Annotated in this window: 15 protein-coding genes; 5 read left to right on the top strand and 10 right to left on the bottom strand. The window is 60.7% G+C overall.

All coding sequences use genetic code 11. The features are described 5' to 3' along the window. Window positions 1-93: 93 nt before the first annotated feature. Window positions 94-567 carry an Lrp/AsnC family transcriptional regulator gene (locus AC1D1M_RS12745; protein ID WP_057712676.1) on the bottom strand — a complete coding sequence of 158 codons (474 nt, stop codon included), beginning with the start codon at window positions 565-567 and terminating at the stop codon, window positions 94-96. Between the two features lie 145 nt (window positions 568-712). On the opposite strand from AC1D1M_RS12745, the gene AC1D1M_RS12750 reads away from it, so the two are divergent. Then, window positions 713-1342, top strand: a complete 630-nt coding sequence (locus AC1D1M_RS12750; protein WP_477775890.1) for a LysE family translocator — start codon at window positions 713-715, stop codon at window positions 1340-1342. A 3-nt stretch (window positions 1343-1345) separates the two neighbouring features. Here AC1D1M_RS12750 and AC1D1M_RS12755 read toward each other — a convergent pair whose 3' ends face one another. From AC1D1M_RS12755 to AC1D1M_RS12775, 5 genes are all read right to left on the bottom strand, one after another. After that, window positions 1346-3460, bottom strand: a complete 2115-nt coding sequence (locus AC1D1M_RS12755) for a hypothetical protein (RefSeq protein WP_477775891.1) — start codon at window positions 3458-3460, stop codon at window positions 1346-1348. Further along, on the bottom strand, window positions 3447-4643 hold the full coding sequence (locus AC1D1M_RS12760; protein ID WP_477775892.1) for a DUF3142 domain-containing protein: 1197 nt from the start codon (window positions 4641-4643) through the stop codon (window positions 3447-3449). The genes AC1D1M_RS12755 and AC1D1M_RS12760 overlap by 14 nt, the downstream gene beginning before the upstream one ends. A gap of 108 nt (window positions 4644-4751) precedes the next feature. Then, window positions 4752-6782 carry a 2Fe-2S iron-sulfur cluster-binding protein gene (locus tag AC1D1M_RS12765; RefSeq protein WP_477775893.1) on the bottom strand — a complete coding sequence of 677 codons (2031 nt, stop codon included), beginning with the start codon at window positions 6780-6782 and terminating at the stop codon, window positions 4752-4754. 63 nt (window positions 6783-6845) lie between these two features. After that, window positions 6846-7472: a glutathione S-transferase family protein gene (locus AC1D1M_RS12770; RefSeq protein ID WP_477775894.1), complete on the bottom strand. Its 627-nt coding sequence runs from the start codon at window positions 7470-7472 to the stop codon at window positions 6846-6848. A gap of 119 nt (window positions 7473-7591) precedes the next feature. Continuing rightward, the gene (locus AC1D1M_RS12775; RefSeq protein WP_477775895.1) at window positions 7592-8494 is read right to left on the bottom strand and encodes a LysR family transcriptional regulator; all 903 of its coding nucleotides are present in this window, start codon (window positions 8492-8494) and stop codon (window positions 7592-7594) included. Window positions 8495-9078: 584 nt separating this feature from the next. Here AC1D1M_RS12775 and AC1D1M_RS12780 point away from each other — a divergent pair. Genes AC1D1M_RS12780 through AC1D1M_RS12795 form a run of 4 tightly spaced genes read left to right on the top strand, consistent with a single transcriptional unit; the run spans window position 9079 to window position 13888 of the window. Next, a complete protein-coding gene (locus tag AC1D1M_RS12780) occupies window positions 9079-10236 on the top strand; it encodes an AI-2E family transporter (protein ID WP_477775896.1) in 1158 nt (385 codons plus the stop codon). Window positions 10237-10250: 14 nt separating this feature from the next. Continuing rightward, window positions 10251-11762, top strand: coding sequence for an efflux transporter outer membrane subunit (locus AC1D1M_RS12785; protein WP_477775897.1), 1512 nt, complete (start codon window positions 10251-10253; stop codon window positions 11760-11762). Continuing rightward, the gene (locus AC1D1M_RS12790; RefSeq protein WP_477775898.1) at window positions 11755-12873 is read left to right on the top strand and encodes an HlyD family secretion protein; all 1119 of its coding nucleotides are present in this window, start codon (window positions 11755-11757) and stop codon (window positions 12871-12873) included. The genes AC1D1M_RS12785 and AC1D1M_RS12790 overlap by 8 nt, the downstream gene beginning before the upstream one ends. Further along, window positions 12863-13888 (top strand): DUF2955 domain-containing protein, encoded by a 1026-nt coding sequence (locus AC1D1M_RS12795; RefSeq protein ID WP_477775899.1) that lies wholly within the window; start codon window positions 12863-12865, stop codon window positions 13886-13888. Before AC1D1M_RS12790 ends, AC1D1M_RS12795 begins: the two co-directional genes overlap by 11 nt. 46 nt (window positions 13889-13934) lie before the next feature. Here AC1D1M_RS12795 and glmS read toward each other — a convergent pair whose 3' ends face one another. From glmS to AC1D1M_RS12815, 4 genes are all read right to left on the bottom strand, one after another. Next, window positions 13935-15767 (bottom strand): glutamine--fructose-6-phosphate transaminase (isomerizing), encoded by a 1833-nt coding sequence (glmS, locus tag AC1D1M_RS12800; RefSeq protein ID WP_477775900.1) that lies wholly within the window; start codon window positions 15765-15767, stop codon window positions 13935-13937. Window position 15768: 1 nt separating this feature from the next. After that, on the bottom strand, window positions 15769-16545 hold the full coding sequence (locus AC1D1M_RS12805) for a DeoR family transcriptional regulator (protein WP_150728262.1): 777 nt from the start codon (window positions 16543-16545) through the stop codon (window positions 15769-15771). Between the two features lie 201 nt (window positions 16546-16746). Further along, the gene (gene glmU, locus AC1D1M_RS12810; RefSeq protein WP_477775901.1) at window positions 16747-18114 is read right to left on the bottom strand and encodes a bifunctional UDP-N-acetylglucosamine diphosphorylase/glucosamine-1-phosphate N-acetyltransferase GlmU; all 1368 of its coding nucleotides are present in this window, start codon (window positions 18112-18114) and stop codon (window positions 16747-16749) included. Between the two features lie 113 nt (window positions 18115-18227). After that, complete coding sequence (locus AC1D1M_RS12815) at window positions 18228-18653, bottom strand: F0F1 ATP synthase subunit epsilon (RefSeq protein ID WP_007985046.1); 426 nt, start codon at window positions 18651-18653, stop codon at window positions 18228-18230. Between the last annotated feature and the right edge of the window lie 26 nt (window positions 18654-18679).

The following is an 18679-nucleotide window of genomic DNA, read 5'->3' on the forward strand; positions in this document are numbered from 1 at the left end:
GCCATCGCGAGTAAGCTCGCTCCCACATTGGATTTGTGGTGTTCATACAATCACTGTGGGAGCGAGCTTGCTCGCGATGGCAGGCAACTCGGTCTACAGCGGCAGATGCTCCAGCGGCAACACCCCAGGGGCCTTCACCGTGTGAATCGCAAAGTTGCTGCGAATGTCGCTCACCCCCGGCAGCTTCAGCAAACGCCCGGTGAGAAACCGGTCATAGGCGCGCAAATCCGGCACCACCACCTGCAACAGAAAATCCGACTCCCCAGAAACCAGAAACGCCGAAATCACCTCGGGCAACGCCGTCACCGCCAGGCGAAAGGCTTCGGCTTGTTCGTCGTTATGACGCTCGACCTTGACCCCGACAAACACCGTCAGCCCCAACCCCACTTCGTCGCGATCCAGATTGGCCTGGTAGCCGCGAATAACCCCAGCTTCTTCAAGCATCCGCACCCGCCGCAAGCAAGGTGACGCCGACAGGCCGATCTCGTCTGCCAGTTGCACATTGCTCAGGCGGCCATCCCGTTGCAGCGCGGCGAGAATCTTGCGGTCGTAGGCGTCGAGTTTCATGGTTTGGCAGATCCAGATGGTTCATGCAAAAGAAAGTGACAGATTATGCCAATACAGAGCCCGATAGAAGCTGACAACGCAAGCACCTGCCCCGCCCTCCAGCCCTAGACTGGCACGACCGAATCGACAACGAATGGGGTGCAACATGGAAGGACTCTGGGTGTTTTTCATGGCTCTGGCAGTGGTCTATCTCCTGCCGGGGCCTGACATGATCCTGCTGTTGCAGACCGGTGCCCGCCAGGGCAAAGGCGCCGCGCTGGCCACGGCCGTGGGGTTGGGCATCGCCCGGGGGTGTCACGTGGCATTGGCTGCGCTGGGGTTGGCGGCACTGTTCAAGGCGGCTCCCTGGACCTTCGACGTGGTGCGCCTGGCAGGCGCCGCGTACTTGCTGTGGATCGGCATTCAGTGCCTGCGAACCACGATGCTGCCGAGCTTGACCAGCGCCGACACAACCGGCGAAAAACTGCGCTGGGGCGCAGCCATCCGACGCGGACTGTTGACCAACCTGCTCAACCCCAAGGCACTGTTGTTCTGCTCGGTGCTGCTACCGCAATTCATCAACCCACAGGCCGGGCCGGTGCTCGGGCAATTTGCGACGTTGGGCGTGGTGCTGGTCGGTGTCGGTTTGTTGTTCGACAGCGCATACGCCCTGGTCGGCGCGGCACTCGGCCGGTGGCTGCAACGCAGCCCCTCAGCCCAACGGTTGCAACAATGGTTATTCGGTAGCCTGTTGATCGGTTTCGCCGTGCGGCTGACCTTTGTGCAACAGGCTTGAGCCTTACTGCGCCTTGCGCCGGCGATTGATCAGGAATAATGCCGCCGCCGTGACCACAATCACGCCGCCATACTGCAGCGGCTTCTTGTACGGCCGCAGCGCTGAACGCACGGCATTGGTAACCTGAGTCACGTAGCGCTTGTCGGCGTTCTGGAAGTCGGGATACGGGCACTGATGACCGAAATGGAACGCCCAATCCACGTACGGCCCCTCTTTGACATAACGCTGGTAGAAAGCGTTTTCTTCTTCAAGACTGCTGTTCCAGCCTGCCGTCGCGCACAGCACTGCCGCAAAGGCCTGGCTGGTGTGAGGCAAATTGTCGGCCGCACGGCTGGCCAATGCCGTGGCCACAAAACGATAGTGATAACGCTCATCGGGCTGAGCAACGCTGGCCTGCTGGCGCTTCACTTCGTCTGCGGCCACCAGCGGGCCGACCTTCAGTTCCGCGCTGTCGAGCACGTAGTTGCCATCAAACGTGGCGAAGTCCGGGGCCATTTCGTAACCGAGAATCTCCATTCCCGCCTTACGCGCGACGACAGCCGAGTTAAACAGGGCTGCCGCCCGCGTCGTCGGCCACCAAGCGGCGTCGGCCTCTTTGCGCAAAATGGCATACGACTTGGCCTTGTTCTGCAAATCGACGTTATCGAAGTACGCCGGCGCCTCCTCATAATGCCCCTCGCGCAACAAACGCCGCCCCAGCAGATTGCGCAGGCTCGCCGCCACCGGCAACGGCACGTAGTTGTCGCGCTCCTGCTGGCTGAGCGGCGGCGGGGCCGGCACTTGTGTGTCGACGTAGTGCTTGAGTTCTTCAAGGGTCAACACGCGCTCGGCAACGGTGGCGGCGTCGAACCAGTAAATGCTTTGGCTGCGATACAGCTGATCGAAGGCTTGCAGGTAATCCCCGCGTTGCAGGGCCAGGATCGCACTTTCACCCTCGACCCGGCATTTGGGCTGGAGCGTTTCGTAATCGTAGTCCGGGGTCCGTCGCTCGCCCCAGGATTCATTCTGCGGGAAGGCCTGGGCCGCTTTGGCATAGGCTGCGGCGGCCGCGGTTTTATCACCCTCGCGCACCGCCAGTTTTGCCCGCAACCACCAAGCCAACCCGCCATCGCCGGCATGTTCGAGAAAGGCCTTGGCGCTGGCGTAATCGCCCTGTTGATAATTCATCGCCGCCAGGCGGTCGGCGTTTTCGAGACTGCCGCGAGTGCTGTTTTGCAGCAGCTTGATCATTTTTTGTTCGTTTGGCGGTTGATCGCCGAACGACCAGCCCAAGCGGCTGATCAGCGATGCGGTCACCAATTGCTGCACTGGCTGCCCCTTGAGCAACTCGGCCACTTGATCCTCCGGCAGCGTCATCAAGTCCGCCATCAACAACTTCAGCGATTCGTAGCCCACCGCGGAGCCGTGCAGCTTTTGCGTGGCGTACAGCTCGATGGCGCGGTTCCAGTCGCCGGCGGTGCGCACCACCCGGGCTTCTTCGCCGAGGCTGGCAACACCCAGCTCCAGTGGATCGCTGAAGCCGTCGATGCTCAGTTGCCGGGTTTGCTCAAAGGCCTTTCGGGATTGTTCGAGCAGATCCGGGGCCGCATCGGCTTCGACGCTCATGGCGAACAACGCGCGCCCCAGCGAATAAGCCGCCCAGGTACTGCGCGAAGCCCGTTGCTCTGCGGGCAAGGCCAGCACTTTCTTGAAATACCCGGCGGCCAAGGCAGGATCACCCGCGGCAAATGCCACGGCACCGGCCAGGTACAACTTGAGTTCGGACGGCAGTTGCGCCCCTTGGGTTTCAACCTGGCGGGCATCGGTCAGGCTGCGCAGGTGTTTCACCAACACTTGTTGCTCAGCGGAAAGTCCCACCTGCTCGGCCTGATCCCGCTGCGCTACAAGGTCAGGTTCATCCGCGTAGTTGGCGCCAGCGGTGACATTCTTCAACCCGTTGATGGCGTGGCCGAGACGGCTGATTTCGAAGCTGAAGTTGCCTTCCGGCAGTTCCGCCAGCGACTGGCCACGGTTATCCAGCAGGCGCATGGGGAAGTCCGGGCCGCAGGCCAGCGCCGAACCCAGCGGCAGGCTGAGGCTTAAGCAAAGCAAATGACGCGGCCAGTTACGGGTGAACATTCGAACCTCCTTGATCAATGTGTGCGCAGCGAGCCCAACCAATGGCACGCTGTCCGCCGGCCGGTATTCGGCCATCGCGCAGGCGGGTGAAGGTAAGCAGATCCGGGCTCTGTTGCAACGCGTAACCGGCCAAGGCATCGGCCCCCTCACAGCCACTGACCGCCAGTGTCAGGCGTTCGGGCCAGGCGCTGTCGAGATTGCCCTGGTTGCTGATGCCGATGTCATAGAGGCCATTGTCGGCCGAGAGTTGCAGTTTCAATTGACTGTCGAGGGCATCACCACGCGCCACGGCGCGCAAGGTGGTCAAACTCCAGGCCCGCCGGTCGTTGGCCAATGGCAGGCGAAACCAGATCAGGCCCGCCAGATGTTGGGGTGGATCGGCACGCAACTCGGTGCCGAGGGTGCGCAATGACTGCGGATCGGCGAGTAATTCCCGGCGCAGGCCTTCGCGCTCCAGCGTCACTTCGCTTTCCACCACCGGCGCGCCGCCCGCCGACGGCAGCAACGCCACGCCATAGGCCGGCAGCGCCAGATAGAACGGTTTTGTCGTGATGCGGCTCCAGGCCTTCGCCCATTGCCGGGCCTGATCGGCATCAAACAAGCCGCGACGCGGATCGCTCACCGCGTGCACCTGCAACACGCTGCTGTCGGCTGTGGATAACAGCGCCGGCAGTTCACGACTGTCGAGCCAGGACGGCAACGCGGTGATGCTCAGCGGCAGCGAAGTCGGCAACGCTGCCCGCAAATGCGCGAGAAACTCGCGGTACGCCAGTAGCCGGGCATTACCCGCATCGTGGTCGATTTCCACGCCAGCGAGGTTCAACCCTTGCCCCTGCCAATCGCTGATTACCTGGCGGATCTGCGCGGTGACATCCTCCTGATCCAGTGCCTTGAGCTGCCCATCCAGGCGAACCACTGCAATTACCGGCCGACCGTCGCGCCTGAGCAATACCGAATCAATTCGGGCACGGCTCCATCCGGCATTGGGGAAGGCCTGCAAGGCCAGCACCCGCAACGTCGAAAAATCGGCGCGGCTGTCCCTGAGGGCAGCGTCGTGGGCCGGCGTCCACTGCCGCTGCCAGACGTAAAGCTGTTGATCCAGCGGCGGTGCATCCTGTCTTTCGCAACCGGTGGTGAGCGCCAGCGCCATCAGCAAGACCATCGAGCGAGTGAAAAAAACCATTGAAACGCCTGTTCCTGAAATGCAGAAAGGGCCTCTGCGGCCCTTGTTCGTTCTGCCCTACCCTACTCAGCCATCGACCGCCGGGCAATGTTGGCCTGCAATCTACCTTCAGATATCGAGCACCAACGGCTGCGCTCCCTGCGCCGGAATCGCACAGCAAATCAGCACTTGTCCGTCATCCGGCACCTCCGCTGGCGGCAGTGGGTAATGCACCTGACCGCTGATCAAGCGCGTCTTGCAGGTGCCGCAGGAGCCGCCGCGACAACTGAATTCCGGACGCAGGCCACGGCTTTCCGCCAACTCCAGCAAGCTACCGCCCTCCGGCTGCCAGCGCGCCTCCTTGGCCGAGCGCTGGAACACCACGGGCACTGACGTGGTGGCGGCTGGCAGTTGCTCGATGACCAGCGCATCGGGGTCCGGACGCCGGCGCAAGGTCGACGGGCCGAAAGTTTCGGCATGAATCCGCGAATCGCGAATGTCCAGTTCGCGCAGGCCGTCGTACAGCGCCTGGGTAAAACTACCGGGGCCACAGACGACAAAATCCAGCTGATCGTAGTCCTCGACAGTCAGTAGATCCTTGAGCAGCGCGACGTCGATCCGTCCACTGAGGTCGAAGTCCTCTCCTTGTATCGCCTCGGCTTCCGGTTGACTGAGCAAACGCACCACCCGCACTGCGTCACCGGCGTCTTCGAGCAAGCGATCCAGCTCCCGGCGAAACGGCTGGTCAGCCAGTGTGCGCGAACTCTGGATGAACCATGTCGGCCGGATGCTGCGGGTGCGCAATCCCTGGTAAACCACCTCCCGCAGCATCGACAACAGCGGCGTGATGCCCACCCCGGCCGCCAGCAACACCAATGGCCGACGCTCATGGGGCGCCACGGTGAAATGCCCTTGTGGCGCCCGTGCTTCCAACAGGTCACCAACACGAATCTGCTCATGCAAATGCGTAGACACCCGCCCGTCACGCTTCACGCTGATGCGGAAAAAATCATCGGACGGCGCGCTCGATAAACTGTACGTGCGGATTTGCACATCGCCGTCAATGTTGAAGCGCAGGGGCAAATGCTGCCCGGCCTGGAACAGTGGCAACCCGGCCCCATCGGCGGACTCCAGGTAAATCGAGCGAATGCTGTGGCTTTGCGCTTCAATCCGCGCCACCCGCAACGGCCGCCATTGATCGCCCAGGGCCTTGGCCTGCAAACGCGCCTTGGCCTGCTCCCAGGTGCCAGTGAGCAAACTGGTGGGTGAAACACCGTCGAAACGCCAGCGCAACGCCAAGGCGGCGGGGCGACGTACCACCTGCTCGACATCGATTGTCCACAGGCGCTCGGCTCCCTGGAACGCCTCGACCTGAGGACCATCAAGGATGATTTCAGTGCGCCCACTGAGCTGCAGCAAATCACCGGTATTGAAATCGATGAATAACAATCCGGCCCGGGGATTGAGCAGCAGGTTACCCAAGGTGTTGAAATGCAGGTTGCCGGCGAAATCCGGAATGGTCAGGCGATTGCCTTCCACCTGTACGAAACCGGCCTGACCGCCGCGGTGAGAAACATCCACCGAACGTTCACTGTCGACGTCCACATAACTGGCAACGAAGAACGTGTCGGCCTCGGCGATCATGGCTTTGGCCGCGGCATCCAGTTCGTTGAAATGCTCAGCGACACGCGTCGAAGGATCGGTCAGCGGCACCGAGCGAAACTGGCGCAATTGAATGTACTGCGGGCAATTGCCGAAGGACTGATCCACCGTCACCGCGAAACCATCCGTGGTCATGGCGAGGACATGCCCATTGATGCGGTTGCGGCGGCGGGTGTGCAACTCGATGCCCAACAGGCCGATGGCCGAGCCGTCGTTCAACTGCGCGGGATCATCAAAGGCCGGCAGGCTGCGAAACTGCAGCAAGCCAGGTTCTGGCGAGTGGGCGAAACCGGGCTGCCCTTCAAGGATACTGGCCCAGGGATGACCGTCGGCATCCACCGCTGCGTACAGCATGAACGGCAATTGCTGATAGAAGGTGCGGTGCTGGTCCGGCATCTCGCGGCGAATCACCTTACGACCGAAGATCTCCATTCGTTCGGCAACGCCCACATGCGCCTGCAGTTGTTTCTCGCCGGCATGCCAGGGTGAACGGTCCATACGGCTGCTCCCTTGCGCCACTGGCGCAGAACGGGGCGGCCCGGCAATAGCGGGCCGCCAGCATCAGGCGGTTTTTTGCAGGCCGGCGACAGTGCGCGGCATGCCGACAAAACCCGGCAAGGCTTCGATGCGGGCCAGCCAGGCGCGAATGTTGGCGTACTCGTCCAGCGACACATTGCCCTCGGGCGCATGGGCGATGTAACTGTAGGCGGCGACGTCGGCAATCGTCGGATCAGTGCCGGCCAGATACGGCGTATCGGCCAGTTCGTGATCGATCACTTTGAGCACGGTATGGGCATAGGCAATCACTTCTGCAGCGTTGTAAGGCGCGCCAAACACAGTGATCAATCTTGCCCGGGCAGGGCCGAAGGCAATCGGACCGGCAGCCACCGACAACCAGCGCTGGACCTTGGCGGCCCCTACGGGATCAGCCGGCAGCCAGCGACCGTTGCCGTACTTTTGCGCCAGATACACCAGAATCGCGTTGGAGTCGGCCAACACCACGCCCTGGTCATCAATCACCGGCACCTGGCCGAATGCATTGAGCGCCAGAAACGCCGGTTGCTTGTGTTCGCCCTTGGCGAGGTCAACGAAGATCAATTCGGTCGGCAATTTCAGCAGGGACAGCATCAACTCGACACGATGAGCATGGCCGGAACGTGGGAAGTTGTAGAGTTTGATCGCTTGCATGGTCGACACCTCGGGTCAGTGGTGCTGTTCAGGAGAGAGATGGGTCGTATCTTCTACTCACATCCAAAACAACAGAATCACCAACCAACGCAATCCATTATTTCAGCAGGTGAAATAATTCAACGCTTGAGCGCCGGATGCTCACGCAGCGTCTTCACCGCGAAATCAACAAAACTGCGCACACGGGCCGGCGCTTTGCGTCCGCCCTGATAGACCACATGGATGGGCAACGGCGGCAGTTCGAAGTCGGCCAGAATGATTTCCAGTTCACCGGCGGCCACCTTGCTCGCGACTTGATAAGACAGCACCCGCGTGAAGCCCAACCCCAGACAGGCTGCCGTGATGGCCGCCTGATTTGCCGTCACCACCAGTCGCGGTTCTGCCCGGACACTCAAGGTTTCGCCGTCCTCGATGAATGGCCAACTCCTCAGTTGGCCAATAGCAGAGGTCGCGATAATCGGCGCCTGAGCCAGTTCCTGTGGATGCCTGGGCCGACCATGGCTGGCCAGAAACTGTGGCGATGCACAGATCACCCGCCGCACCTCACCCACGCGGATCGCATGCTGATTGCTGTCGGGTAGCTCGCCGATGCGAATGGCCACATCGACGCCCTCCTCGACCACGCTCACCACCCGGTCCACCAGCAGAGCATTGATGCAGACCTCGGGGAATTGCGTCAGGTAGCTCACCATCAGCGGCGTGACAAACAGCTCGCCAAACAAAACCGGTGCGGTGATGGTCAGTTGCCCACGAGGATGGATATGGCTGCCCGCGGCCGAGTCCTCGGCTTCCTGCACCTCGGCGAGAATTCTCCGACAGTCCTCCAGATATCGCTGACCGGCCTCGCTCAAATACACGCTGCGCGTGGTACGCGTGAGCAGTTGCGTGCCAATACGTTTCTCCAGCGCCGCCACCGCTCGGGTGACGCTGGCCGCCGACAGCCCCAAACGCCGCGCCGCCGCCGAAAAACTCTGTTCCTGGGCGACGGCAGCGAAGACCTGCATTTCCTGGAAGCGGTCCATGGGCATGTCCTCATTTCAGATAGTTAAATCGCAACCGAAGTCCGGAATTCTAAGCGCAGGTGTTCAACAACATAGTTGGGCGCCCGACCGTCAAGTAAATCAATAGGCTACTGCACTCAAGCGCCTGCGCCGTAAAAACGAAGCGTGTCACAAACCTCAAAAAACAGACCGGGGATTATTGATAATTAATGAGGATTATTATCTTGCGATGGCTGCGACTGTTCGCAATTATCCGGATCAGCCCGCTGCAACGGCTAAGATCTGACAGGAAAAACGAGCCATTGGCACTGCGTCAAACCAGTATCCGGGTAAGGGCTCATCGGCGGGCACCATCAACTGCAGCACAATTCCGGTCTGCGTAAACAGGCGGAAAATGCGACTGCTCCTATACTACAAGCCACCCTGTTACCTATTGAGTTTTGATAGGTACCTCGTTGAAATTTTCCATACTTGAAGTAAAGCGTTATTGGGTTGTTAACGCTTGGACGGCTGTCCTTCGATCCTGCTTTCAGGATTCACTTAGTAGGGAAGAGTTGAACTTCAACTGGCTGGCTAACCTGTGTGACACAGCAAGGAGTTCGAAAATGTTGCGCACTAACATTTCCGCTAGAGCACTGTCCGGTGGTTTGCTTGATGTTCTGATACGCGCCGGGCTGATTACCGTGCTGGTGCTGTTCTGCTTCCAGATCTTCCACCCGTTCCTCAACCTCATGCTCTGGGCGCTGATTCTGGCCATCACCCTGTATCCACTGCATGCGCTCATCAAACGCAAGGTGGTCAACAAGGACGGTCGTGCCGCCACCCTGATTGTGGTAGTCGCCCTGGCCTTGCTGATGGTGCCGATCTACCTGCTGGGCACCTCGATCAGTGAATCGATCCATGGCACCCTGGCGATCCTCAAGTCCGATACGCTGCAAATTCCGCTACCCAGCGAAAAAATCGCTTCCTTGCCGCTCATTGGCAAGCCGCTCTATGGCTACTGGATGCAAGCCGCTACCGACATGAGCAGCGTGCTGATGAAGGTGATGCCTTACATCAAGTCCGTCGGCCTGACCTTGTTGGGCAAAATGGCCGACGTTGGTGTGGGCTTTCTGTTGTTCATCGGCGCCCTGATCATTGCCGGCGTGCTCATGGCCTATGGCGAAAACGGCGAAAGAAGCGCCCTGGCCATTACCTCACGACTTTCCGGACCTGAGCGTGGTCCACGCATCACCGAGCTGTGCACTGCCACCATCCGCGCGGTCGCCCAGGGCGTGGTGGGCATCGCGTTCATTCAGATGCTGCTGGTTGGCGTGGGCTTCGTGCTCATGGGCGTCCCCGGTGCCGGCCTGTTGGCGATGGTTGCGCTGTTGATGGGGATCATGCAATTGCCAGTACTGCTGGTGACCCTTCCGGTGATCGCTTATGTCTTCGCCACCGAAGGGACCAGCCTGGCCACCATCGTGTTTGGCATCTACAGCCTGATTGCCGGGATGGCCGACAACGTCCTCAAGCCGTTGATGCTGGGTCGTGGCGTCGATGTCCCGATGCCGGTGATTCTGATTGGCGCCCTGGGCGGCATGGTGAGCGGCGGCTTCATTGGTTTGTTCATCGGGCCGGTTGCGCTGGCGGTGGGCTACCAACTGTTCTGGCAATGGGTCCAGGACCAACCGACTGCCGAGGTACTAAACGAGACACCCGAGATCGAGGCGTTGAACGAGACACCGAAGGTAGAGGCAATGAATGATCAGCATCCGGTCTGAGGAGTTTGCGCTTGATGCCTCGCCCTGCTCGCGTCAGCCGGCTGCTGCTCTGTGGCACCGTCGTTCTGGGGGGCTGCGTGCAACTGGGCCCGAATTTCCAGTCGCCGGCCCAGCCCTGGGTCGACCACTGGAACAGCCCGGCCCTGGAGATCGCCGGCCAACAACACGCGCAACCTGACAGCCGCCAATGGTGGCGCGTGTTCAACGACCCGGTGCTGGACCATTTGATGGCCGAAGCCGATGCCCACAACGCCGACCTGCACGTCGCTGGCCTGCGGGTCATGGAGTCCCGCGCGCAATTGGGTATTGCCCTGAGTGGACGCTACCCGCAATTGCAACAGGCCAGCGCCGACAGCCTGTACCTGAACCGTCGACAGTCGGGCGGCGCCAACCCCCAGGACACGCATTTCTGGCAACACAGCGTCGGCTTCGATATCGGCTGGGAGCTGGATTTCTGGGGGCGTTTCAGCCGTGCCATCGAGTCGGCCGACGCCTCCTGGTTTGCCGCCCAGGCCAACTACGAAAATGCCTTGGTGCTATTGCACGCGCAACTGGCGCAAAACTACTACGCCTTGCGCACCGCCGAGGCACGCCTGCAAATCGCCCGCAGTAACGCCACCTTGCAAAAACGCAGCTACGAGATCACCGAGCGCCTGTTCAACAGCGGGGCCGAAGCCGAACTCGACCTGCAACAAGCCAAGACCCAATACCTGGGTACCCTCAGTACCATCCCTGATTTCGAAAGCCAGGTCGCGAGTTTGCGCAATGCGTTGTCCACCCTGATCGGCCAGCCACCCGGCTCGATCCCTGACCTGGACCGCAACACCGGAGTGGTGCCACTGCTCGATACCGCAGTCTTGCAGGACGTGCCTGCCAACCTGCTGGTGCGGCGCCCCGATGTTCGCGCTGCCGAGCTGCAAGTGGCGGCGCAGTCAGCGTTGATCGGTGTGGCCGAGACCGACCTGTACCCATCCATCAGCCTGCTGGGCAGCATCGTCTGGTCCGCCAACTCGCTCAACGGTGCGCCCAATACCCTCGATATGGTGGCCGGCCCCAGTCTGCGCTGGGACATCTTCGATCATGGCCGGATCACCAACAACGTCCGCGTGCAGGATGCCCGTTTGCAGCAGTTGATCGTTATCTACCAGGACAGCGTGCGCCAGGCGGCGCGCGAAGCCGACGATGCCGCGACCAGCTTGATCAAGGCGCTGGAGCGCGACCAGATCCTCAGCGAAGCTTCGGTGGCCGCCGAACGCTCGGTGACCCTGGCCAATGCCCAGTACCGCGAAGGCTATTCGGATTTCCAGCGCGTGCTCGATGCCCAGCGCGCCCTGTTTGCCCAACAGGATATCTACCTGGTCAACCGTGGCACCGCCGTCAACAGCTTGATCGCCCTGTACAAGGCGCTGGGCGGTGGCTGGTACAGCGACCAGCCGATGATCGACCCGGCCACCCGCCAACAAATGCAAAAACGGACCGATTGGGGCGATCTGCTCGATGAACCAAAGGAAAGTGCCCATGACTGACAGCCAACAACCGGCCACCGAGAACGCCTCGGCACCCGCCGCCGACCCGGCCAGAAAAGCGATCAACTGGGTGGTGCTGCTGATCATCCTGAGCCTGATCTGGTACCTGATGGCCGACCGTTACACGCCCTACACGCAACAGGCACGGGTGCAGGCCTTCGTTGTGCCGGTGGCGGCTGAGGTATCCGGCCGGGTGACCAAGGTGCACGTACGCAACAACCAGGACGTCAAGGCCGGCGAATTGCTGTTTGAAGTCAATCCTGAGCAGTACCAGATTGCCGTCGATCGCGCCCGCGCCGACCTTGAGTCGACCCGTCGCCAGGTGGGCGCCAACACTGCCGGTGTCGATTCCAAGCAAGCGTCCCTGCGCGCGTCCCAGGCCAACGAGCTCAAGGCACGCCAGGACATCCAGCGGCTTGAACGCCTGTACCGCGAAGACCCGGGCACCATCTCGCTGCGCCGCCTGGAGATATCCCGCGCCACCCTGTCAGAATCCATCAGCCAGGTCGCCGCGGCCAAGGCCGAAGTGCAACGTGCGCGGGAACAACAGGGCGGTAATGAAGACGAAAACGCCCAGTTGCTCAGCGCCGCCAGCAACCTTGAAAAAGCCGAACTGGACTTGAGCAATACCAAGGTCCACGCGCGCTCCGCCGGCCTGATCACTGATTTACGCACCGATGTCGGCCAGTTTGCCGCTGCAGGTGCGCCGGTGATGACCTTGATCGCCATCCACGATGTCTGGATCAGCGCCGACATGACGGAAAACAATCTGGGAAGCGTCCAGCCCGGGACGTCGGTGTCCATCGTTCTCGACGCCCTGCCAGGGAAAATTTACCAAGGCCATGTGCGCAGCGTCGGCTATGGCGTTGATATCGGCCAGACCACCCAGCCGGGCAGCCTGCCGAAAGTGGAGAACAGCCGCGATTGGCTACGTCCTGCACAGCGCTTTCCGGTCATCATCGAATTCGAACCCGGTGAGCTGACCAGCCCGCAAGGCATCCGGTCCGGCGGGCAGGCCGAAGTCATGGCGTTCCCGAGCGAAGGTAACCCGCTGAATATTCTGGGTCGCCTGTTCCTGCGCCTGATGAGCTGGATGTCCTATGCGTATTGAGCGCCCGGCCCGGGTTCAGCGCGCCCTGCGTCTGAGCTTCGGTACGGCGCTGTGCCTGGCGGCGAGCTTCGGTCTGGCCTTGCCCATTCCCTTCCTCGCGCCGATGCTGGCGCTGATGATGCTGGCAGCGATGAACCGACCGTTGCCGTTCAAGGCCAGCCTGGGCCTGATCCTGATCCTTATGCTGACCACCGGGACCGGCCTGCTGCTCATTCCCCTGCTGCGTTACTACCCGTTCAGTGGCGTGCTGCTGGTCGGACTGTGCCTGTTCCTGGCCTTCGGTTATGGCCTGCGCGGCGGCAACCCTCTGGTGGCGACCTTCCTGGTGGTGGGCCTGACCTTGATCAGCTCGGCCGGAACCGCTGAATTCGCCCTGGCGCTTGAGGTGATCGTGGCCCTGGTCAAGGGCCTGTTCCTGGCCGTCACGACGCTGACCATCAGCCATTGGCTGTTTCCCGACCGCGCCAGCGCCCCCGCGGCCAAGCCCGGCCCGAGCCTTTCTCCCACCGAAAGCGGTTGGCTGGCGCTACGGGCCACGCTGGTGGTGCTGCCGACTTTCCTGCTGGCCATGGTCGACCCGGCCAGCTACCTGCCGATCATCATGAAAGCCGTCAGCCTCGGCCAACAAAGCTGCGTGACCAGCGCCCGCACCGCCGGCCAGGAATTGCTCGGCTCGACCCTGCTCGGTGGCCTGATGGCGATCCTTTTCTGGTGCGCGCTGAGCCTGTTCGTCAACCTGTGGATGTTCTTTCTGTGGATGTTGCTGTTCGGTTTGCTGGCGGCCAGAAAGCTCTATGGCCTGGCCTGGACCCGACAACCACCGAGTTTCTGGCTCAACAGCCTGGCGACCCTGATTATCCTGCTCGGCCAATCGGTACAGGACAGTGCTGCGGGCAAGGATGTCTACACCGCCTTCGCCATCCGCATGGGCCTGTTCATTCTGGTGACCTTGTACGCCTGTGTGATGGTTCATCTGCTGGATACGCGGCGCCAGCGTCGAATTACGACCGCCTAGAAACAGAAAAACCCCCTGAGAAGGGGGTTTTTCATCTGTGGATAACTTATTCCACAGTAACCGATTTCGCCAGGTTGCGCGGCTGGTCAACGTCGGTGCCTTTGAGTACGGCGACGTAGTACGACAGCAGCTGCAGCGGGATGGTGTAGAGAATCGGCGACAGGATGTCGTGGATGTGCGGCATGTGCACAACATGCGTGCCTTCACCGTTGGTCATGCCGGCCTTTTCGTCAGCGAAGACGATCAACTGGCCACCGCGGGCGCGCACTTCCTGAAGGTTGGACTTCAGCTTCTCCAGCAGTTCGTTGTTCGGCGCCACGGTCACCACTGGCATGTCGTTATCCACAAGCGCCAACGGGCCGTGTTTCAGCTCGCCGGCCGGATAGGCTTCAGCGTGGATGTAGGAAATTTCCTTGAGCTTTAGTGCCCCTTCCATCGCTACCGGGAACTGCGCGCCACGGCCGAGGAACAGCGTGTGGTGTTTCTCGGCGAACAGCTCGGAGATTTTTTCCACGGTGCTGTCCATGGCTAGCGCTTCACCCAGACGGGTCGGCAAACGACGCAGTTCTTCGACCAGCGTCGCTTCGACACCTTCGGCCAAGGTGCCACGAACCTGACCCAGGGAAAGCGTCAGCAACAACAGGCCAACCAATTGCGTGGTGAAGGCTTTGGTCGAAGCCACACCGATTTCGCGACCGGCCTGGGTCAACAGGGTCAGATCGGACTCACGCACCAGCGAGCTGATACCGACGTTGCAGATCGCCAGGCTGGCGAGGAAGCCCAGTTCCTTGGCATTGCGCAGCGCGGCCAGGGTGTCGGCGGTTTCGCCGGACTGGGAAATGCTCACGAACAAGGTGTCCGGCTGCACCACCACCTTGCGGTAGCGGAATTCGCTGGCAACTTCGACCTGGCAAGGAATGCCGGCCAGCTCTTCAAGCCAGTAACGCGCGACCATGCCGGCGTGGTAACTGGTGCCGCACGCGACGATCTGTACGTTGCGCACTTTGGCGAACAGCTCGGCCGCCTGTGGGCCGAATGCCTGTACCAGTACCTGGTTCTGGCTCAGGCGACCTTCCAGGGTGCGCTGCACCACGGACGGTTGCTCGTGAATTTCCTTGAGCATGAAGTGGCGGAACTCGCCCTTTTCAGCGGCTTCGGCACCGTCGCGATACTGCACGGCTTCGCGCTCGACAGCCTTGCCGTCAACGTCCCAGATCTGCACGCTGTCACGGCGGATTTCAGCGATATCGCCTTCTTCCAGGTACATGAAACGATCGGTGACCTGACGCAGGGCCAATTGGTCAGACGCCAGGAAGTTTTCCCCCAGGCCCAGGCCGATCACCAGCGGGCTGCCGCTACGGGCTGCGACCAGGCGATCCGGTTGCTGCGCGCTGATCACTGCCAAGCCGTAAGCACCGTGCAACTCTTTGACGGTCGCCTTGAGGGCCACGGTCAGATCGCGCAGATCCTTGAGCTTGTGATTCAGCAGGTGGGCGATGACTTCAGTGTCGGTGTCCGAGGTGAACACGTAGCCCAAGGTCTTGAGTTGTTCACGCAGGGCTTCGTGGTTTTCGATGATGCCGTTGTGTACCACCGCCAGATCACCAGAGAAATGCGGGTGAGCATTGCGCTCGCACGGTGCACCGTGAGTAGCCCAGCGGGTGTGGGCGATGCCCAGACGACCGACCAGCGGCTCGGTGGTCAATGCCTGCTCCAGCTCACTGACCTTGCCCGGGCGACGCAGGCGCTCGAGTTTTTCATCGTTGGTGTAGACCGCCACGCCAGCGCTGTCATACCCACGGTATTCAAGGCGCTTCAGGCCTTCGACGAGGATGGCGGTGATATTACGTTCTGCGACTGCGCCGACAATTCCACACATGCTATTTCTCCTGACTGACAGCCGCGCAAATCAAATTGATGCCGCGGGCCTGAATCTGATCGCGAGCCTCAAGCGGCAGGCGTTCATCGGTAATAAGGGTATGGACACTGCTCCAGGGCAGTTCCAGGTTGGGAATCTTGCGGCCGATCTTGTCGGCCTCCACCATCACGACCACTTCGCGGGCGACTTCGGCCATGACCCGGCTCAGCCCGAGCAGTTCGTTGAAGGTGGTTGTACCGCGAACCAGATCGATGCCATCGGCACCGATAAACAACTGGTCGAAGTCGTAGGAGCGTAATACCTGCTCGGCAACCTGCCCCTGAAAGGACTCGGAATGCGGGTCCCAGGTACCACCGGTCATCAACAGCACCGGCTCGTGCTCAAGTTCGCTCAGGGCATTGGCAACATGCAGCGAGTTGGTCATCACCACCAGGCCGGGTTGTTGCCCGAGTTCCGGGATCATGGAGGCGGTGGTACTGCCACTGTCGATAATGATGCGCGCATGCTCGCGAATCCGCGCGACGGCGGCACGGGCGATGGCTTGTTTGTATTTGGAAACCGGCTGACCAAGGTCCGCGACCAGCTCCTGAGGCATGGTGATCGCCCCGCCGTAACGACGCAGCAACAGGCCATTGCTTTCAAGTGCCGCCAGATCCTTGCGAATCGTAACTTCCGACGTTTCGAAGCGCTTGGCCAACTCATCCACACTGACTTCGCCCTGCTCATTGAGCAAGGCGAGGATGTTGTGACGACGCTGAGGTGTATTACGCTTCGACATGAGCTGGTAAGTTTCGTTTCGAAAGATAACGGAAGCAATCAAAACCTATCGGCGAAACTTCGTCAAGCGCCATGCGATAAAAAGAGCTGTGGATAACTTGCTCGCGATGGGCGTGAGCGATGATGCATTCTTTCTGGAAAAATGCGTCGCTCTCGAATTCATCGCGAGCAAGCTCGCTCCTACAAGGGAATTGTGGATAACTCAGCTCTTGTTGATCTTCTCCGGCCGCTTCCAGCCGTCGATGTTCTTCTGGCGAGCACGCCCGATGGCCAACTGGGATTTATCCACAGTCGAAGTAATGGTCGAACCGGCCGCCGTGGTCGCACCGGCGAGGATATCCACAGGCGCTACCAACGAGTTGTTGGAACCGATGAACACGTCTTCACCCAACACGGTTTTCCACTTGTTTGCGCCGTCATAGTTGCAGGTGATGGTACCGGCACCGATGTTGGTGCGCGCGCCCACCTCGGCATCGCCCAGATAAGCCAGGTGACCGGCCTTGGCGCCTTCGCCCATGTGAGCGTTTTTCAGCTCGACGAAGTTACCCACATGCGCGCGGGCTTCCAGCACGGTGCCTGGACGCAGACGCGCGAACGGGCCGGCATCGCTGCCTTCACCCAGAATGGCACCTTCGATATGACTGTTGGCCTTGATGACCACGCCTTTGCGCAGGGTGCTGTCCTTGATCACGCAGTTCGGGCCGATCACCACGTCGTCTTCGATGACCACCTTGCCTTCGAGGATTACGTTGATGTCGATCAGCACGTCGCGGCCTACTGTCACGTCTCCGCGCACGTCGAAACGAGCCGGGTCGCGCAGCGTCACACCCTGAGCCATCAAACGACGACCGGCGCGCAATTGATAATGCCGTTCCAGTTCGGAAAGCTGCTTACGGTCGTTGGCGCCCTGCACTTCCATGGCGTCATGCGGTTGCTCGGTGGCCACCACCAGACCATCGCTCACTGCCATGGCAATGATGTCGGTCAGGTAGTACTCGCCCTGGGCGTTGTTATTGGAGAGACGGCTCATCCAGTCGCCAAGACGGGCAAAAGGCAGCGCCAGAATGCCGGTATTGCCTTCGGTGATCTTGCGTTGGGCTTCATCGGCATCTTTCTGCTCGACAATGGCGGCAACCTTGCCAGCGCCATCACGAACGATGCGGCCGTAACCGGTCGGATCATCCAGTTCGACGGTCAGCAGGCCCAATTGCTCTGTACCCACCTGCTTGAGCAGGCGCTGCAGGGTTTCGACCTCGATCAACGGCACATCACCGTAGAGCACCAGCACGGTGTCGGACTGAATGAACGGCACTGCTTGAGCAACGGCGTGACCGGTACCCAACTGTTTATCCTGCAGGACGAAATTCAGATCATCCGCCGCCAGGCGTTCGCGCACGGCGTCGGCACCATGACCGATCACGACGTGAATGCGCTGTGGATCAAGTTGCCGGGCGCTGTGGATAACATGACCGAGCATGGAGTTGCCGGCAATCGGGTGCAAAACCTTCGGCAAAGCGGAACGCATACGCGTGCCTTGGCCTGCAGCGAGAATAACGATTTCAAGAGACATGACTGGCTACCAATCCTGGGTGGTCAGCGGCTGCGACCGGGTTGTAAAAATCGGAAAAGAAAAAAGGGTAGCCGAGGCTACCCTTTTTAATCAATCACACAACAAGTGCTGCCTTAGTGGCCGAACTTCTTGCGGATCTGCTGGACGGTGCGCAGCTGAGCTGCAGCCTCGGCCAGACGTGCGGCAGCAGAACCGTAATCGAATTCCGCGCCTCGCTCATGCAAGGCTTTCTCGGCAGCCTTAACGGCTTCCAGAGCTGCGGCTTCGTCCAGGTCGGCAGCACGTTGCACGGTGTCGGCAAGAACCTTGACCATGTTCGGCTGAACCTCGAGGAAACCACCGGAGATGTAATACACCTCCTCTTCCCCGCCCTGCTTGACCAGGCGGATCGGACCTGGCTTCAGATTAGTGATCAGCGGCGCGTGACCCAGAGCGATACCAAGATCACCCAGTGCACCGTGCGCAATCACCATCTCGACCAGACCGGAAAAGATTTCTCCTTCCGCGCTGACGATATCGCAATGGACTGTCATAGCCATCTGATTGCCTCAACCTAAATTAGCGC

Source organism: Pseudomonas sp. P1_F7, assembly GCF_056405655.1.